The sequence below is a fragment of the Gryllotalpicola koreensis genome (genome assembly GCF_039538185.1).
Classification (GTDB): Bacteria; Actinomycetota; Actinomycetes; order Actinomycetales; family Microbacteriaceae; genus Gryllotalpicola; species Gryllotalpicola koreensis.
Window position 1 is genome coordinate 353,903 of sequence record NZ_BAABBW010000001.1, and the last position, 16,911, is coordinate 370,813.

The window sequence follows — 16,911 nt, forward strand, 5'->3', positions numbered from 1 at the left end:
ACGCCTAGTTGCGCGTATGGCCACCGTCGACCACCAGGGTCTGACCGGTGATCCACTCCGCCTTTTCGCTGGCGAGGAAGGCCACAGCGGGAGCGATGTCGGCGGGCACCCCTCGGCGGTCGAATGCCTGCATGGGGACGACGTAATCGAAGCCGTCGCCGTGACCGGTCGTGAACACGCCCTCGCTCGCGATGATGCCGGGGGCGACCGCGTTGATCGTGACGCCGTCCTTCCCGATCTCGCCCGCCAGCGCGCGTGTGAAACCGATCACGGCGCCCTTGGTCGCCACGTAGTCGGCGCAGTTCGGGGTTCCCGCCACGAAGGTGTTCGAGGCGATGTTGACGATGCGGCCGTAGCCGGCCCGCTTCATGATCGGCTCCACCGCCTTCACCATCAGGAACAGGCCGTTCGCGTTGACAGAGAACGTGCGCTGCCAGCCCTCGAAGGTCAGCTCCTCCCACGGAGTGAAGGGCACCACGCCCGCGTTGTTGACGAGGATGTCGATGCGGCCGAACTCGGCGTCGATCTCGCCGACGACCTGGGCGACGGCGGCCGGGTCGGAGATGTCCAGCCGCTTGGCGATCCCGTCGATCTCGGCGGCGACGGTTTCCGCGCCCTCGAGGTTGAGGTCGGCGACCACCACCTTGACGCCGTCGTTCGCGAGCTCTCTGGCGATGCCCGCCCCGATGCCCTGGGCGGCACCGGTCACGATAGCCACGCGCTGCTCTGTCATATTCGTCCTGTTCTCTCTCGGGCTCTGTGCGCTCTGCCAGGCCGTGTGCTCAGCTGCCGCCGTAGTACGCGGGCGCGAGCTTCCAGGTGAGGTACGGCTCGAGCTCGTGCGACGGGTAAATGTCGGCTTCTTTGATGCGACCGAGGTAGTTCAGCCGGCGGATCGACTGCACCGACTTGGCCGGGTCGAGGTGGAAGCCGGCGATCCACTCGTTCGCCAGCGTCGTGCGCGTGTAGGCGGCGTCGCCGCAGAAGAGCATGCTCTTCTCGTTCGCCATCTCGACGAGCATCGAGTAGTGGCCGATCGTGTGGCCGGGGGTCTCGAAGAGCGTGACGCCCGGAGCGATCTCGTAATCGCCCGAGATCGGCTGGTACGTCACCTCGGGGTGGTCGAACGACAGGTCGGAGTAGCCGTAGCGCTCGAACGGCTCCGGCACCTTGGCCTGCCTCAGCTCGGCGGTGTGCACGAGGGTGGTCGCCTTGGTCAGGTACTTGTTGCCGCCGACGTGGTCGAAGTGGAAGTGCGAGTTCACCACGATGTCGACGTCCTCCGGGGTGTACCCGCAGAGGGCGAGCTGGGCGGGGATCGTCTGCTCCGGCGTCTGCTCCGGCAACTCGAAGGGCAGCACCTTGTTGACGTGGTCGAGGTCGTAGCCGGTGTCGTACAGGATCAGCGCACTCGGCGTCTCGACCAGCACCGAGTAGACCGGGAAGCGCACCGGCGTGCCCGCATCGATGTGCCAGTGGACATCGGATGCGTCGATCACCAGCGTGCCGCCATCGAGGAGAAACACCTTCGGATCCGTCATTCTGGCCTCTCACGTCGGGTCGTGTTGCTCGTATCTTGCGAATTGTGAGTCACGTTATGAGAATTCTGCGTGACGGGTCAAGACGCAGATTGACGGATGCCGCAGGTTTTACGCGCCGGAAACGCGACGTCCTACGGCAGCGGCGTCGGCGGGGCGGAGGCCAGCGCAGGCCCGTCGCCGAAGCCGGGGTCGCCGAGGTGCGGCTTCCAGATGTAGCAGTGGTCCAGCATCGGGGTCTTCGCGAAGTCGCCGATGCACACCACATCCGTGTATCGCTGCGCCGCGTCGAGCGAGTAGAACACCCGGCAGATCACGCGGAACACCGTCGGCGGAGCCACAGTCGGGTCCGTGAACAGGTGTTCAGACGGCGTCCAGCACGATGTCGTCGAGACGCTCGCGCCACTCGAGAGCCGCGCCGCCTCCGGCGCGACCTTCTTCATGATCCCGAACGCCGTCGTGTCCTGCGGCACGACGGCGACGTTCGCCGGGGTCGCAAGCGGGGAGGGGGAAGGGGAGGCCGTAGTGGCGGACGTCGCGCGCGGCGCCGCGTCGCCGGCGCACCCGCCGAGCACCAGTACCGCCGCTGCGGCGATGACCCAAGCAATCCGGCGCATGCGCGATCCCCTCGTGTGGCCCGTGATCCCGATCGTGGAAGAGGGAGATTTCGGCTTTGTAAATCCCTCGAATCGTGCGTTGACCCATCGCTCGACTTCTCATAGTGTCACGTTCATCCCGCACATTGTGAGAAAAATACTCCACGCTCACTCTGCGCGATCACTCCCCCCGAGAGGAACAGCCTGCAATGAACAGTTCCACTATCAGGCGCGCTGCGCTCACTGCCGGCGCGCTCGCACTCGCGGCAATGCTGGCGGCCTGCTCCGGCCGCGGCACCACCGCTTCCACCGACTCGTCGAGCTCGTCGAAGGCGAAGTCGTTCAGCCGGATCGCCATTGTCACACCCGCGACCGAGGCCGATCACGGATGGAACCAGGTCGGGCTCAAGGACGCCGCTGCCGCCGCGAAGAGCCTCGGCGTGAAGCTCGACAAGTACCCGAACGTCGGCTATGACGACCCGCAGACCGTCATCGAGCAGGCCGCCAAGAAGCCGGGCGTCGGCTTCGTCATCGCCCACGCGTCGGGCTTCGGCGATGCCGCCGCCAAGGCGCAGGCGGACACCAAGGTCCCTGTCCTCGTCACGGACTACCCCGACAAGCAGGTCACAGGCGCGGTCGGCGTCATCACCTTCAGCGCGGAGCAGGTCGGCTACCTGGCCGGCATCGCGGCCGCGAAAACCACTAAGTCCGACAAACTCGGCGTCGCCATCTCAGCCGACGACGTGAACTGGTACTCCATGGCCGGCGGCTTCTACGAAGGCGCCAAGAGCGTGAACCCGTCGATCGCGGTCGACGTGGCCTACATCTCGGCCTCGGGCTACGACGACTCGGCCGGCGGCAAGAAGATCGTGCAGCAGCTCATCGCGAAGGGCGACGACGTCATCTTCGGCATGGGCGACGGCGCGACGGAGGGCTACGTGTCGGCGGTCAACGATGCCGACGCGGCCGGCGGATCGGTCAAGTACATCGCGGACATCGGCGATGTCTCCGACCTCGTCAGCAAGCCGGACGAGCTGCTGACCTCGGCCCTGTGGAGCTTCACCGGCACCTATGAGCAGGCGGTGAAGGACATCAAGTCGGGTGACTTCGCCAAGAAGCCGTACAACCTCGACCTCGCCAACGGCGGGCTGCTGCTGCAGGACACGGCGCAGCTCACCCCCGCGATCAAGTCGGCGGTCGCCACGGCGACGGACGGCATCAAGAGCGGCTCCATCAAAGTCGACCAGGCACAGTCGAAGGCCCAGCTCGACGCGATTCTCGCCAAGTAGGACCCACTGGAAGCACGGCCGGGCGGCATTCAGACCGCCGCCCGGCTGTGCCCCTCCGGTCGAGAGACGGATTGGACCACCTCACCGATGAGTTCTTCCACGGGCGTCGTCGCGCTGAAGGGCATCACCAAGGCCTTCCCCGGCGTCGTCGCCAACGACAACATCTCGCTGGACATCCACAGCGGGCAGGTGCACTGCCTGCTGGGGGAGAACGGCGCAGGCAAATCAACCCTGATCAGCATCCTCGCCGGGCTGCAGCTCCCCGATGCGGGCACCATCGAGATCGACGGCACGCCCGTCGTGATCGGCTCGCCCAAGACGGCCGTCAAGCACGGCATCGGCGTCGTTCACCAGCACTCGACCCTCGTGCCGTCCCTGACCGTGCTGGAGAATCTCATGCTCGGCGAGACCGGCCTGCGCCTCCAGGAGAAGCGCGCGCGGGCACGGCTCGAGGAGCTGTCCGGCCTGCTCGGGGCATCCATCGATCCCCGGCTGCTCGCGAGCGATCTGGGTCTCGGCCAGCAGCAGCAGGTGGAGATCGCCAAGGCGATGTGGGCGGGCTCACGGCTGCTGATCCTCGACGAGCCCACGTCGATGCTGACGCCCTCGGCGATCGAGAATCTCGCCGAGAGCATCGATCGGCTCAAGCACCAGGGCCTCGCTGTGGTGTTCATCACCCACAAGCTGCGCGAAGCGCATCAGATGGGTGACTGCGTCACGGTGCTGCGCAGCGGCCGCAAGGTCGGATTCCTCAGCCCGGAGCAGATGTCCGGCTTCACCGAGGAGCAGGCGCAGGCCGAGATCCTGCGGGCGATGTTCGGCGACGACCTGAGCGCGGCCGGCGGCCTCGACGAGGCAGCGGACCTCGCGGGCGCCAGCGAGGCGACCCGCGAGGTCGCGGCGATCGACATCGATGAGCATCCGGTGATCCTCGAGCTCGACGGAGTCACGTCGTCCGGACGAACGATGGACGTGATGGTCCACGACGTGAGCCTGCAGCTCCACCAGGGCGAGATCCTCGGCGTCGCCGGGATCGACGGCCATGGGCAGACCGGCCTCGCCGAGGTCGTCGCGGGTCAGCGCGCCGCCACTCAGGGCGCCGTGCGCTTCGACGGCGCAGACATCACGAAGCTCGGCGTACGCGAGCGTCAGGAACTCGGCGCCCGCTATGTCACAGACGATCGCCTGCACGAGGGCACGGTCGGAAATCTCAGCGTCGCGCTGAACCTCGTCTTGAAGCGCATCGGGAAGCCGCCGTTCTGGCGGTTCGGCCAGATCAACCGCAGCGCAGTGAATGCGGAGGCCCGGCGGCTCATCGACCAGTACACGATCCGCACTCCCTCGCCCGCGACACGTGCTGCCGCGCTCTCCGGCGGCAACATCCAGAAGATCCTCCTTGCACGGGAGCTCGGCGACGGGGCCCGCGTTCTCGTCGTGAACAAGCCCACCTACGGCCTCGACCTCAAGACCGTGCGCCTCGTGCACGAGCTGCTGCGCTCTTTCGCGGCGCGCGGCGGCGCCGTGCTCCTCATCTCCACGGAGATGGACGAGATCGTGGAGCTCTCGCATCGCGTGAGCGTGATCTCCAAGGGCCGGATCGTCGGCCACGTCGACAACAACGGCAGCGGAACAGCAGAGAAAGTCGGACAACTCATGATCGGCGGCGGCAATGACGACTGAACGGACCGGAACCCGGCGGGCGGTGGACATCGTCGTCCGCTCCGTGCTCCCCGTGGTGTTCGCACTGATCGTCGGCGGCATCATCCTGCTGGCGCTCGGCAAGAACCCGCTCAAGTACTACGGCGACATCGTGGTCAACGGGGTCCTCGGCGGCAACCTGCAGAACAGCCTCGTCATGATGACGCCGCTGCTCCTCATGGCCATCGCGCTCATCGTCGTGTTCCGCGGGCAGCTGTGGAACCTCGGCTACGACGGCCAGTACCTGCTCGGGGCAGTGTTCGTGGGCGGCCTCGCGCCACAGCTGATCCCGAAGATCGGGCTCGGGCCGAGCTATATCGCGCTGATCGTCCTCTCGATCGCGGTCGCCGCCGCCTGGACGCTGGTCCCGGCGTGGCTGAAAGCCAGATTCGGAACCAACGAGATCATCACGACCCTCGTCATGTCCTCGATCGGGGTCGGCGGCACCGGCCTGCTCATCGAGTACCTCTTCCAGGACCCCGCTCAGCGCACCCCTCAGACGCGCACCATGAACACGGCCGACATGCTGCCCTACATCCCGGGCACGAAGGTGCACGTCGGATTCATCGTCGCGATCGTCGCCGCCGTCGTGTTCCAGTTCATCCTCAGCCGCACATCGTTCGGCCTCCGATTGGACATCTTCGGCGTGAATCCCAAGGCTGCGCGCCACGTGGGCATCAACTCGCGCACCATGACCATCGTGCTCTTCCTCATCAGCGGTGGTCTCATCGGACTCGCCGCGGCGCTCGATGTCATGGGGCAGTGGGGCTACGTCCGCAACAACTGGAACCCGGCATACGGCGACACGATCATGCCCTTTGTGTTCCTCGCGCGGTTGAGTCCGGTGGGCTCGATCCCCTTCGTGCTCTTCTACTCGATCTTCGCCACAGGAGGCACGGTGGCCTCGATCGACTCGGGGCTGTCGACCGACTTCAACATGGTGATCGTCGCTCTGATCCTGGTCTTCATGACCATCACCGAGTACGTCGGCAGCAAGCGCGAGCTCGGGCAGAGCTACCTGCCTGACGAGCTCAGGGACGCGGTGCGCCGCCCGTTCGCCGCCCTCACCGGACGGAGCGCCCAGGCATGAACGATCTGCTCACCGCCGCCTTCATCTCGGCGTTCCTCGTCGCCTGCATCGCGGGCGCCGTGCCGCTGCTGCTCGCCTCCGTCGGCGAGACGATCGGCGAGCAGTCCGGTGTCCTCAATCTCGGCATCGAAGGCGTCATGCTGGTCGGCGCCTACACCGGCTATGCGGTCACGATCGCGAGCCACAGCGTCTGGATCGGCATGCTCGGCGGCGCAGTAGGCGGCATCGTGCTCTCCCTGCTGATGCTGGTGCTGAACACACTGTTCGGCCTCAACCAGATCGTGATCGGCATCGCGATGACCTTGGCCGGCCAGGGAATCACCAGCGTCCTCTACCAGGAGAAATACGCGCAGAGCCAGCCGTCGATCAGCCCAGACCGGTGGCGGATTCCCGGGTTGTCCGGAATTCCAGCGGTAGGGTCGTCGATCTTCAGCGCCTCTGGGATGTTCTGGGTCGCGGTGCTGCTCGCGATCGTGGTCGCGTACCTTCTCTCGCGCACCAATTGGGGACTGAGCATCCGCGCCGCAGGGCAGAAGCCCTCTTCGCTCGACGCAGCCGGCGGCTCCGTGATGAAGACGCGCTCGCAGGCGGTGCTGCTCGGCGGCTTCTTCTCCGGCCTGGGCGGCGCCTACCTGTCCCTCATCTCCACCGGAGCGTTCACGCCCTTCATGACGGCGGGCGTCGGCTACATCGCCATCGTCGTAACCATGCTGTCGCGCGGCCGCATCTGGGTGGTCGCGGCCATCTCGCTCCTCTACGGAGTGACGCAGGCACTCGGCACGGCGCTGCAGCTGGGCGGCATCAGTGTGCCGACCCAGGTCATCACGATGCTGCCCTACCTGGTCGTCATGGTCGTGCTGCTGATCTTCGCGAGAAGCGTCTACATCTCACCCGTGCTCGCCGCTCCCTACGCCCGCGGCGCACGTTGAACCGAGCCCGCTAGAAAGGCGCAGGATGTCCACCCTCGATTTCACACTGTCAGCAGGGCCCGTCGCCACGACGGCCCGTACTCTCGCCGCCCTCGGGGCGCCGATCACCTACCACTACGACCCCGAGTTCCTCGAGGCGTTCCGGCGCACGCAGGAGAAGGTCGCACAGGTCTTCCGCACCGAGAACGACATCATCCTGATGCAAGGCGAGGCGATCCTGGGCCTCGAGGGCGCGACACGGTCGCTCGTCCGGCCGGGTATGCACGTGCTCAACCTCGTCCAGGGCGTCTTCGGCAAGGGGACGGGGTTCTGGCTCGCCGACTTCGGCGCCGTCGTCCACGAGATCGAGGTCCCGTACAACGAGGCCGTCGATCCAGAGCAGGTCGAGGCCTACCTCGACGCTCACCCCGAGATCGAGCTGCTGACCGTGGTCGCTTCGGAGACACCGTCCGGCACCGTGAGCGATCTGTCGCGCATCGGTCCGATCGCACAAGCCCGCGGCGTGCTCACTCTCGTCGATATCGTCTCCGCGCTCGCGGGCATGGAGCTGCTCGCCGATGAGTGGGGGCTCGACGTGTGCGTCGCCGGGGCGCAGAAGTGCCTCGGCGGCCCCCCAGGAGTGTCCCTCGTCTCGGTCAGCGAAGCGGCCTGGAAGGCGATCTCGGCCAATCCGAACGCACCCACCGCGTCATACCTGTCCCTGACTGACTGGAAGGAGAAGTGGCTTGGGCAGGGCGTCTTCCCCTACACGCCGTCCATCTCCGACATCCACGGTCTGGAAGCCTGCCTCGACCAGGCACTGGAAGAGGGCGTCGACAACGTCATCGCGCGCCATCGGGACTCGGCGCTCGTCACGCGCGCGGGCGTGCGTGCCATGGGGCTCTCGCTCTGGTCGGCCGACGAGATCTCAGGGTTCTGCGTAACCTCGATCGCTCTGCCGGACTCGATCGACCACACCGAGCTACGCTCGTACGTGCGCGACCGTTACGGCGTCATGTTGTCGAGCGGGCAGGGCGCCGGTAATCTCATTCGGATCGCACACATGGGTCCCACAGCAACGGGGCTCTTCCCGATCGTGGGGCTCTCGGCGCTCGGCCGCGCGCTTTTGGACTTGGGCGTCTCGGTCGATGTCGGCGCGGGAATCGAGTCAGCGCTAGACGTGCTCAGCAAGCAGAGGAATTGATGGCACTTTCCACACATGTCGATGCGGCGGGGCGGGGCGGTCGGCGAAAGGACGGCCCGGTGGCCGTGCAGCGCACCAAGGGGGTGGACAGCGCCCGACGGGCACTGCAGATCCTCCTCCAGTTCACGCAGGAGAAGCCTGAGCTGACCGTTGACGACCTGCTCGAGATGCACGATATCTCCCTGCCGAGCGCCTATCGCTACCTGTCGCTGCTGCGAGAGATGTACCTCATCGAAGAACGCAGCAAGGGCGTGTTCGTGCTGTCACCGGAGATCCTGCAGCTCGCGGAGGCCGCCGAGCGCACGCTCGACTATCGCGCCGAGGCGCAGACCGTGCTGGACGCACTGCGAGGCCGCACCGGCGAGACCGCGCTCTACTTGCGCCGGCTCAACGATGCCGCCATCTGTCTCGCCATCTCCGACTCCGATCACGCCGTGAGCATCTCCTTCCAGCCGGGCCACGTCATGCCGTTGCACGCCGGCGCGGCGGCGAAGCTGCTGCTGGCCGAGTACTCGAAGAGCAAGCGCGCACACTATCTCGATGCCGTGGAGCCCCCGCTGTCGAAGGCGGCGCGGAAGGAGCTCGAAGCGGATCTCGACCGCATCAAACGGGAGCGCTTCTCGGTCAGCGAGGCCGAAGTCGATGAGGGCGTGTGGGCATGCGCCGCACCCGTCCGAGTGCATGGCCGCCTGATCGGCGCGATCACGGTCGTCGCGCCCGGCTACCGTGTCGGTCCTTCCCAGCAGGAGAAGATCGGCGACGAGGTCAAGCGAGCCGCGGCCGAGTTCGAGTCGATGCTCGTCCCGGCTCGCTGACATCACCGCCGCAGCTGCAGCGGGTTCATGTAGTCGCGGAACCGCACGACCTTCCCGTCGCGCAAAGTCAGGACCGACACGTACCCCAGCTCGACGGGAACACCATCGCGCTCCCGGCGCCCGATCATCTCGACGATCAGCTTGTCGTCGGTCTCGGTCACACTGATCACCTCGAACGTGCCGCCGCCCCCGGCGCCGGCCGCCACGAGGCGGCCCATGTATGCGTTGATGGCGTCCCACCCCTCCAGCCGCGTGATGCGCCCCTCGGGCACCCACGGGAACTCGTGCACAGCGTCGGGCGCATAGATCGCCATCCACCCGTCGAGATCACCGCGCCCGAACGCGTCGAGCGCCGTCGCGAACCATTCGGGGAGTTGGTTTGACGAGGTCATGGCTTCTCCTTTTATTCAACGGTCTACGGATGCTTCTGCGAGCGCAGCCTTCGTGCCGGAGGCGAGCACTGCCGCCTGCGGGAAGTGCAGCAACCCGTCGGCGCCCGTGAGCGCAGGGGTGCGGGCGTCGTAGGCTGCGCGCATCGCGACACGCGTCGCGGCATCCGCCGCCCGATAGGCGTAGCCGATGAGCGCGATGCCCGCCTCAACGCCCGACCACAGCGCATCCGCGTCGACGCGCCACTCGAACTCGATGCGGCGAGCGCGGACGTCGACGAAGCCGCACTCCTCGAGGACGCCCGCGAGCCCCGCCTCGCTGCGGTCGAAGTCGCTGCCGGCCGGCAGCCGATTGCCCGGCGGCGGGTAGGCGCCCGTCTCGTCCTGGATCTCGCGCCACAGCACCGCCGTCGCGCTCGGCGCGCCCCATGGCCAGACCGTCGCGGCGAGGTGGCCGCTGGGCCGCAGCACGCGCCGCAGCTCGGCGAGTCCCTCGCGCGGGTGGTCGACGTGGTTGATCGCGAAGTTCGCGGCGACGGCGTCGAAGGCGCCGTCGGGGTACGGCAGACGGGGCAGTGTGGCGGTGATGAAACGGATGCCTGCGGCATCCGTTCTCCGCATCGCGAAGTCGATCATCGACTGCTCGGCGTCGAAGGCGTCGACCTGCCAGCCCGCGCGCACCGCGGCGATCGCGACCGATCCGGTGCCCGTGCCGACGTCGAGCAAACGCCCGCCCGATCCTTGAGCGTTCAGTTCGCAGAGAACTTCCGGCACCGCGCAGGCGCACAGCGCGCCGAACGAGCGATCGTACGGCGCGGAGATGCCCGCCCATTCCGCGAAGGCCACCTGACCACACTAAGGTTTGCGCGTGAGCACAGCCGCCGCACCCGACGCCCTCGCCGCCGATGAGCCCAAGATCCCGACCCGCACGATCCTCGCGTGGGGTGCGTGGGACTGGGGGTCGAGCGCCTTCAATGCCGTCGCGACGACCTTCGTCTTCACGGTCTACCTCACGAGCACAAGTTTCGGCGACACCGACCACACCTCGGCGCTGCTCGGCTGGGTGCTCGGCGTCGCGGGCGTGCTGGTTGCGCTGACCGCGCCGGTGACGGGGGAGCTGTCGGATGCCGCAGGCCGGCGCAAGCTCTGGCTCGCGATCTTCTCGACACTCGTCGCTCTGTCGCTGCTCGCGACGGTGTTCGTGAAGTCCGAGCCTGGCTTCCTGTGGTTCGGCCTCATCGCCGTCGCCGTCGGAACGGTGTTCTACGAGTTGGCGGCGGTCAACTACAACGCGATGCTCACGCAGGTCTCGACGCCGAAGACGATCGGCCGCGTCTCGGGCCTCGGCTGGGGCCTCGGCTACGTCGGCGGCATCGTGCTACTGCTGATCGTGTACATCCTGTTCATCTCCGGCGACGGCGGGGCGCTGCACGTCTCGACGGAGGGCGGCTGGAACATCCGCATCTCCATGCTCGTCGCGACCGTGTGGTTCGCGGTGTTCGCGATCCCCGTGCTTGTGGCGGTGAAGGAGCCCCGTGTGCCGGGCGAGATCGCCCGCGAGCGCTCCTCGTTCTTCGGCGCTTACGTCACGCTGTGGCGCACCATCACCGAGCTGTGGAAGCTGAGCCGCAACACCATCTGGTTCCTGCTCGCCTCGGCGATCTTCCGCGACGGGCTCACGGGCGTCTTCACCTTCGGCGGCGTGCTCGCGCAGGGCAGCTTCGGCTTCTCGAGCGGCGAGGTCATCATCTTCGCGATCGCGGCGAACATCGTCGCAGGGATCTCGACGATCGCGACGGGGCCCCTCGACGATCGCGTCGGGCCGAAGCCGGTCATCATCACCTCGCTCGTCGGCCTGGTCGTGGCGGGCGCGCTCGTGTTCGCGCTGCACTCAGGCGGCGCCACGATCTTCTGGATCTTCGCCCTGATCCTCTGCCTGTTCGTCGGGCCGGCGCAGTCGGCGTCGCGCACCTTCCTCGCGCGCATCATCCCTGAAGGGCGCGAGGGCGAGGTCTTCGGGCTGTATGCCACGACGGGCCGCGCCGCGACCTTCCTCGCGCCGACCGCGTTCGCGCTCTTCGTCGGCCTGTTCGGCCACCAGATCTACGGCATCATCGGTATCGTCCTGGTGCTGCTCATCGGCCTGCTGGTGATGATCCCGGTGAAGCCGGGGCAGGAGAAGCTCACCGCGCGCGGGCGCTGATCAACGATCGGGACAGCTGCTTCGCGGCATCCGCTCAAGTTGCCCCCATAGGTTCGAGGGCGTGTCCAGCGATGTCGTTCCCCTAGGTCAGACCGAACCCGCAGAGGCTGCCGACAAGCGCATCGTGACCGAAGGCACCGAGGCCGTCATCGAGCAGCTCGGCGATTCGGCGCTCAGCGAGATCTACGCCATGCGCGACGACTTCGCGCGGTTCATGATGCCGTACAAATTCGCGATCGACGAGGTCATGACGAAGATCTCGATCCTGCGCGAGGAGTTCGCCCAGCTGCACGCCGAGAACCCCATCGAGCACGTGAACTCGCGGCTCAAGACGACCGAGTCGGTGCTCGAGAAGGTGGCGCGCAAGGGCGTGGCGCCGTCGTACCAGGCGATCCGGTCCGCGATCACCGACATCGCCGGCATCCGCGTCGTCTGCTCGTTCGTGAGCGACGTGTACCGCGTGTTCGACGCGCTGACCGCGCAGGACGACGTGCGCGTGATCGAGGTCAAGGACTACATCGCGAACCCGAAGCCGAACGGCTACAAGAGCCTGCACGCGATCATCGAGATCCCCGTGTTCCTCTCGGACGGGCCCGTGCCGGTCGTCGTCGAGGTGCAGCTGCGCACCGTCGCGATGGACTTCTGGGCGAGCCTCGAGCACAAGATCTATTACAAGTACGACCGCGAGGTGCCGGCCGAGATGCTCGCCGGGCTGCGCGAGGCGGCGGAGGTCGCGGCCGATCTCGACGGGAAGATGGAGGACCTGCACCGCCAGGTGCGGCGCGACACCCGCTCGGTCTGATCGCCCGGCCCCACCTTTAGGCTCGTCGCATGGCCGTCACGGACGAGGCGATCCTCAAGATCAAGAAGATGATCATCGACGGCCGCCTGCGCCCCGGCGATCGGCTGCCTCCCGAGAAGGAGCTCAGCGAGTCGCTGGGGCTGTCGCGCAGCTCGCTGCGCGAGGCGGTGAAGGCGCTCGAGATCATCCGCGTGCTCGACGTGCGGCGCGGCGACGGCACCTTCGTCACGAGCCTCGATCCGGGGCTGCTGCTTGAGGCGATGTCGTTCGTCGTCGACCTGCACGAGGACGCGTCCGTGCTCGAGCTGTTCGCGGTGCGGCGGATTCTGGAGCCCGCTGCGGCGGCGATGGCGACGGGCAGGGCGACGGATGCCGACATCGAGCGCCTCGGCGCGATGGTCGACTCGGTCGACGGCGGGACGTCGATCGACAGCCTCGTCGATCACGATGTCTCCTTCCACCACGGCATCGCTGAGCTCGCCGGCAACCACTACCTGACCAGCCTGCTCGACAACCTCTCCGGCGGAACGCTGCGCGCCCGCATCTGGCGCGGTCTCACGCAGGAGAACGTGCTGGAGCGCACCCTCGCCGAGCATCGCGCGATCGTCGATGCGCTCGCCCTGGGCGACGCCGAGCTCGTCCGCGCGCGCGCCGCCGTGCACATCGCCGGCGTCGAGGACTGGCTGCGCCGCGCGGCGTCGTGACTCGGCGCCATTCTGCACGCGCTGCTGCGATCCGCAGTGCGCTGCTCGGATCCGAATAGCGCATGCCGGATCCGAGCAGCGCAACTGCGCGGAGCGGCATGTCGACCCACCTCAGCGCACGACGCCCTTGCGCAGCAGCGCGTTGCCGTAGATGCGCGTCTCGCCGGTGCGGATGACGAGGTACGCCTGCTCCGCGAGGTCGTAGAACGCGAAGCGGTCGACGAAGCGGGTGCCTACGTCATCGACGCCCGCCGCCTTCATGAGCTGCACCTGCACCGGCAGCTCCTTCCCGTCGGCGCTCGCCATCAGGTCGAGCGCGGGCGCGTCGTCGAGGGGCAGCACCGAGCAGATCGCGGCGAGCACGCGCGGCGTCTCGAGGCCCGGCAGCACCACGAGGCGCTGGGCGACGCGCTCGGCGGGGAAATGCGCGTCGGCGACGACGACCGCGTCAGAGTGACCCATGGCGTCGAGGTGCAGCAGCAACTCGCCGGAGAGGACGGGGTCGATTCCGGTCAGCATCCGTTCTCCAATCCGTAGACGCGGCGCGCCGTGCCCGCGTAGATCGCCGTCTGCTCGATCGGCGCGAGCTCGCCGATCAGCGCGCCGAGCTGGCTCCAGGTCGACAGGTAGCCGCTGCCCGCGGCGGTCATCGGCCAGTCACTGCCGTACAGCAGCCGGTCGGGGCCGAACAGCTCGAGGGCGAGCTCCCACGCGGGGCGCACCGTGTCAACCGGGTGTGCGACGCCGCCCGTATGCAGGCCGGAGACCTTCGCGACGGTGTTTGGGTGCGCGGCGACGGCCGTCAGCGCGGCCGCCCAGTCGCCCCAGTCGGCGCCGCCGAAGGGCGGCTTGGCGAGGTGGTCGATCACGACCGTGAGCTCGGGCAGGGCGGCGGAGAGATCGGATGCCTGCGCGAGGTGCCTTGGCCAGGCATCCGGAATGTCGAAAACCAAGCCGAGCCTCGCGGCCCGCGCCAGCGACGCGCGCACTGCGGGCAGCGCGAGGAAGTCGCCGCGCGGGTCCTCGTGGACGAGGTGGCGGATGCCCCGCAGCTTCGGCTCCGTCGCGCGGCGCTCGAGCTCGCTCGCCGCGCGCGCCGCGTCGTCGAGCGGCACCCAGCCCACGACGCCGACGATCCACTCGTGCGCGGCGGCGGCCGCCAGCATGCGGCCGGTGTCAGCCGCCGTGTCGTCGGCCTGCACGAGGATCGCCTCGGCGACACCCGCGGCGTCGAGCTCTGCCCGCACATCGGCCGCGGTGATCGGCCGGCGCAGACCGGGGTCGACGTTCGCGAGCCAGGCGTAGCCGTCGGCCGGATCCCACAGGTGCACGTGCGCGTCGATGATGGTCATCAGAGCCCGTCTGCCTCGAGCTCCGCCCACAGTTCCTCGGGCACGTGCGTCTCGAGCCGCGCTGCGTTCTGCGCGATCTGCCCGGGCCCGTTCGCGCCCACGACAACCGTCTGGGCGCCCCGGCGCAGCGGATAGTGCAGCGCCGCCGTCGGCACGTCGACGCCATGAGAGGCGCACACCGCCGCGATGCGGCGCACCCGACGCAGAAGCTGCGGGTCGGCATCCGCGTATTCGAAGCGCCCGTGAGGCTCGGCATGCGCGAGCAGCCCGGTGTTGAAGACGGCCGCGGCAACGACGCCGACGCCGTGCTCGCGGCAGGCGGGCACCGCCTCGTCGAGTGCCGAGTGATCGGCGAGCGTGAGCCGGTTGGCGATCATCGCGAGATCGAGCGCACCGGTGCGCACCGCCGCGACGACGGCCTCGTTCACCATCGTGCCGATGCCGACCTGGCCGACGACGCCCTCGTCGCGCAGCGCCGCGACCGCCGGAACCGCCGTGGCGAGCGCAGCGTCCAGTCCGATGTCGCTGCGCTCGGGGTCGTGAATGTAGACGATGTCGACGCGGTCGAGTCCGAGGCGCTCAAGCGATGCGTCGAGACTGCGGCGCACGGCATCCGCGTCGAATCCCCATACCCGCTTCATCGTCGCGGGAACGCGAAAGCCCTCGTCGTCGAGGCCGTCCGCGCCCGGGTCGGGCTCGAGCAGTCGGCCGACCTTCGTCGAGAGCACGAACTCGTCGCGCGGCTTCGTGGCGAGGAACGTGCCGATCCTCCGTTCGGAGAGTCCGAGGCCATAGTGCGGCGCCGTGTCGAAGGAGCGGATGCCCGCCGCCCACGCCTCGTCGAGGATCTCGAACGCCCTCTCGTCCGAGAGCTCCATGAACAGGTTGCCGAGCGAGGCGACCCCGAACCCCAGCCGGCCGAGGGGAACGCCCGGTTCAGGCATCCGTCACCCGGAATTCGTACTGCGCGATCGAGCCGGCGTGCATCTCGGTGCCCGCCCCAGGGGCGGCCGGCGGCCAGTACCGCCCGTCATGCACGTCGACGGGGGCCGTGAAGTGCTCGTGCAGGTGGTCGACGAACTCGATCATGCGGTCGTCGGTCGTGCCGGACACCGCGATGAAGTCGAACATCGCGAGATGCTGCACCGCCTCGCACAGCCCAACTCCGCCCGCATGCGGGCACACGGGCACCCCGAACTTCGCCGCCAGCAGCAGGATCGCGATGTTCTCGTTCACGCCGGCCACGCGCGAGTAGTCGATCTGCAGCACCTGCAGCGCCCCCGCCTGCAGGAACTGCTTGAACATCACCCGGTTCGCGCCGTGCTCGCCGGTCGCCACCGGGATCGGCGCGATGCCGCGCGCGATCGCCGCATGGCCGAGCACGTCGTCGGGGTTGGTCGGCTCCTCGATCCAGGCGATGTCGAAGCGGGCGAGCCGGCGCATCCAGTCGATCGCCTCGGCGACGTCCCAGCGCTGGTTGGCATCGACGGCGATACGGATGCCGGGGCCGACCGCCTCGCGGGCGATTCCGAGCCGGCGGACGTCGTCGTCGAGACTCGCCCCCACCTTGAGCTTGATCTGCGCGAAGCCTTCGGCGACCGCCTCGCGGCTAAGCCTGGCGAGCTTCTCGTCGCTGTAGCCGAGCCAGCCCGGCGTCGTCGTGTAAGCGGGGTAGCCCTCGGCCTCGAGCCGCGCGATGCGGGCCGCGCGGCCGGGCTCTGCGTCGCGCAGGATGGCGAGCGCCTCGTCGCGGGTGAGCGCGTCGCTCAGGTAGCGGAAGTCGACGAGATCGACGAGTTCCTCAGGCGAGAGCTCGCCGAGCAGCCGCCAGAGCGGCTTGCCCTCGCGCTTGGCGCGCAGGTCCCACAGGGCGTTCACGACGGCGCCGATCGCCATGTGCATGACGCCCTTCTCGGGCCCGAGCCAGCGCAGCTGCGAGTCGTGCTGCAGCTCGCGCCAGACGCCGCCGAGGTCGGCGAGCAGCTCCTCCGCGTTCCGGCCGAGCACATAGGGCGCGAGCGCCTGGATCGCCGCGACCTCGACGTCGTTGCCGCGTCCGATCGTGAACACGAAGCCGTGCCCCTCGAGGCCGTCGCCCGCGTCGGTCGCGATGCGCAGATAGGCCGCGGAATAGTCGGGGTCGGGATTCATGGCATCGGAGCCGTCGAGAAGGAGCGAGGTGGGGAAGCGCACGTCGTGCGTCTGGAACTCGGCGATGAGGCTCACGAGTGGCGAGCCTAGACATCGGATGTCTAGAGTGTCAACAACGGAGATGGAGCCAAGATGCGGGCGACAGCTAGGCTCAGGTCAGATGTTTCAGGCA

The 16,911-nt window shown here is 68.1% G+C and carries 18 protein-coding genes; 9 read left to right on the top strand and 9 right to left on the bottom strand.

Annotation, left to right across the window (positions count from 1 at the left end; translation table 11 throughout):
• Positions 1-4: 4 nt before the first annotated feature.
• The 3 genes from pldH to ABD708_RS01705 form a co-directional block, all read right to left on the bottom strand.
• Positions 5-733: a pyridoxal 4-dehydrogenase, SDR-type gene (pldH, locus tag ABD708_RS01695; RefSeq protein ID WP_344751546.1), complete on the bottom strand. Its 729-nt coding sequence runs from the start codon at positions 731-733 to the stop codon at positions 5-7.
• A 49-nt stretch (positions 734-782) separates the two neighbouring features.
• Positions 783-1,541 carry a 4-pyridoxolactonase gene (gene pldA / locus ABD708_RS01700; protein WP_344751547.1) on the bottom strand — a complete coding sequence of 253 codons (759 nt, stop codon included), beginning with the start codon at positions 1,539-1,541 and terminating at the stop codon, positions 783-785.
• A gap of 131 nt (positions 1,542-1,672) precedes the next feature.
• Positions 1,673-2,155, bottom strand: a complete 483-nt coding sequence (locus ABD708_RS01705) for a hypothetical protein (RefSeq protein ID WP_344751548.1) — start codon at positions 2,153-2,155, stop codon at positions 1,673-1,675.
• Between the two features lie 188 nt (positions 2,156-2,343).
• Here ABD708_RS01705 and ABD708_RS01710 point away from each other — a divergent pair, with 188 nt between their 5' ends.
• From ABD708_RS01710 to ABD708_RS01735, 6 genes are all read left to right on the top strand, one after another.
• Positions 2,344-3,423 (top strand): putative B6 ABC transporter substrate-binding protein, encoded by a 1,080-nt coding sequence (locus ABD708_RS01710; protein WP_344751549.1) that lies wholly within the window; start codon positions 2,344-2,346, stop codon positions 3,421-3,423.
• An 87-nt stretch (positions 3,424-3,510) separates the two neighbouring features.
• A complete protein-coding gene (locus ABD708_RS01715; RefSeq protein ID WP_344751550.1) occupies positions 3,511-5,103 on the top strand; it encodes a putative B6 ABC transporter ATP-binding protein in 1,593 nt (530 codons plus the stop codon).
• Positions 5,093-6,211, top strand: a complete 1,119-nt coding sequence (locus ABD708_RS01720; protein WP_344751551.1) for a putative B6 ABC transporter permease subunit 2 — start codon at positions 5,093-5,095, stop codon at positions 6,209-6,211. Before ABD708_RS01715 ends, ABD708_RS01720 begins: the two co-directional genes overlap by 11 nt.
• Positions 6,208-7,140: an ABC transporter permease gene (locus tag ABD708_RS01725; RefSeq protein ID WP_344751552.1), complete on the top strand. Its 933-nt coding sequence runs from the start codon at positions 6,208-6,210 to the stop codon at positions 7,138-7,140. The genes ABD708_RS01720 and ABD708_RS01725 overlap by 4 nt, the downstream gene beginning before the upstream one ends.
• Positions 7,141-7,165: 25 nt before the next feature.
• Positions 7,166-8,323, top strand: a complete 1,158-nt coding sequence (locus tag ABD708_RS01730; protein ID WP_344751553.1) for a pyridoxal-phosphate-dependent aminotransferase family protein — start codon at positions 7,166-7,168, stop codon at positions 8,321-8,323.
• A complete protein-coding gene (locus tag ABD708_RS01735) occupies positions 8,323-9,138 on the top strand; it encodes an IclR family transcriptional regulator (RefSeq protein WP_344751554.1) in 816 nt (271 codons plus the stop codon). Before ABD708_RS01730 ends, ABD708_RS01735 begins: the two co-directional genes overlap by 1 nt.
• 2 nt (positions 9,139-9,140) lie before the next feature.
• On the opposite strand, the gene ABD708_RS01740 is transcribed toward ABD708_RS01735, so the two are convergent.
• Together ABD708_RS01740 and ABD708_RS01745 are read right to left on the bottom strand one after the other, a co-directional pair.
• A complete protein-coding gene (locus tag ABD708_RS01740) occupies positions 9,141-9,530 on the bottom strand; it encodes a nuclear transport factor 2 family protein (RefSeq protein WP_344751555.1) in 390 nt (129 codons plus the stop codon).
• A 15-nt stretch (positions 9,531-9,545) separates the two neighbouring features.
• Positions 9,546-10,373 (bottom strand): class I SAM-dependent methyltransferase, encoded by an 828-nt coding sequence (locus ABD708_RS01745; protein ID WP_344751556.1) that lies wholly within the window; start codon positions 10,371-10,373, stop codon positions 9,546-9,548.
• Positions 10,374-10,395: 22 nt separating this feature from the next.
• On the opposite strand from ABD708_RS01745, the gene ABD708_RS01750 reads away from it, so the two are divergent.
• From ABD708_RS01750 to ABD708_RS01760, 3 genes are all read left to right on the top strand, one after another.
• Positions 10,396-11,730, top strand: coding sequence for an MFS transporter (locus tag ABD708_RS01750; protein WP_344751557.1), 1,335 nt, complete (start codon positions 10,396-10,398; stop codon positions 11,728-11,730).
• Positions 11,731-11,920: 190 nt separating this feature from the next.
• Positions 11,921-12,532 (top strand): GTP pyrophosphokinase, encoded by a 612-nt coding sequence (locus tag ABD708_RS01755; protein WP_344752168.1) that lies wholly within the window; start codon positions 11,921-11,923, stop codon positions 12,530-12,532.
• 29 nt (positions 12,533-12,561) lie between these two features.
• Positions 12,562-13,236, top strand: coding sequence for a FadR/GntR family transcriptional regulator (locus ABD708_RS01760; protein ID WP_344751558.1), 675 nt, complete (start codon positions 12,562-12,564; stop codon positions 13,234-13,236).
• A 111-nt stretch (positions 13,237-13,347) separates the two neighbouring features.
• On the opposite strand, the gene ABD708_RS01765 is transcribed toward ABD708_RS01760, so the two are convergent.
• Genes ABD708_RS01765 through ABD708_RS01780 form a run of 4 tightly spaced genes read right to left on the bottom strand, consistent with a single transcriptional unit; the run spans position 13,348 to position 16,814 of the window.
• Positions 13,348-13,755 carry an RbsD/FucU family protein gene (locus ABD708_RS01765; protein WP_344751559.1) on the bottom strand — a complete coding sequence of 136 codons (408 nt, stop codon included), beginning with the start codon at positions 13,753-13,755 and terminating at the stop codon, positions 13,348-13,350.
• A complete protein-coding gene (locus ABD708_RS01770) occupies positions 13,749-14,588 on the bottom strand; it encodes an amidohydrolase family protein (protein ID WP_344751560.1) in 840 nt (279 codons plus the stop codon). The genes ABD708_RS01765 and ABD708_RS01770 overlap by 7 nt, the downstream gene beginning before the upstream one ends.
• Positions 14,588-15,532 carry an aldo/keto reductase gene (locus ABD708_RS01775; RefSeq protein ID WP_344751561.1) on the bottom strand — a complete coding sequence of 315 codons (945 nt, stop codon included), beginning with the start codon at positions 15,530-15,532 and terminating at the stop codon, positions 14,588-14,590. The genes ABD708_RS01770 and ABD708_RS01775 overlap by 1 nt, the downstream gene beginning before the upstream one ends.
• Positions 15,525-16,814 carry an L-fuconate dehydratase gene (locus ABD708_RS01780; RefSeq protein WP_344751562.1) on the bottom strand — a complete coding sequence of 430 codons (1,290 nt, stop codon included), beginning with the start codon at positions 16,812-16,814 and terminating at the stop codon, positions 15,525-15,527. The genes ABD708_RS01775 and ABD708_RS01780 overlap by 8 nt, the downstream gene beginning before the upstream one ends.
• Positions 16,815-16,911: the final 97 nt, after the last annotated feature.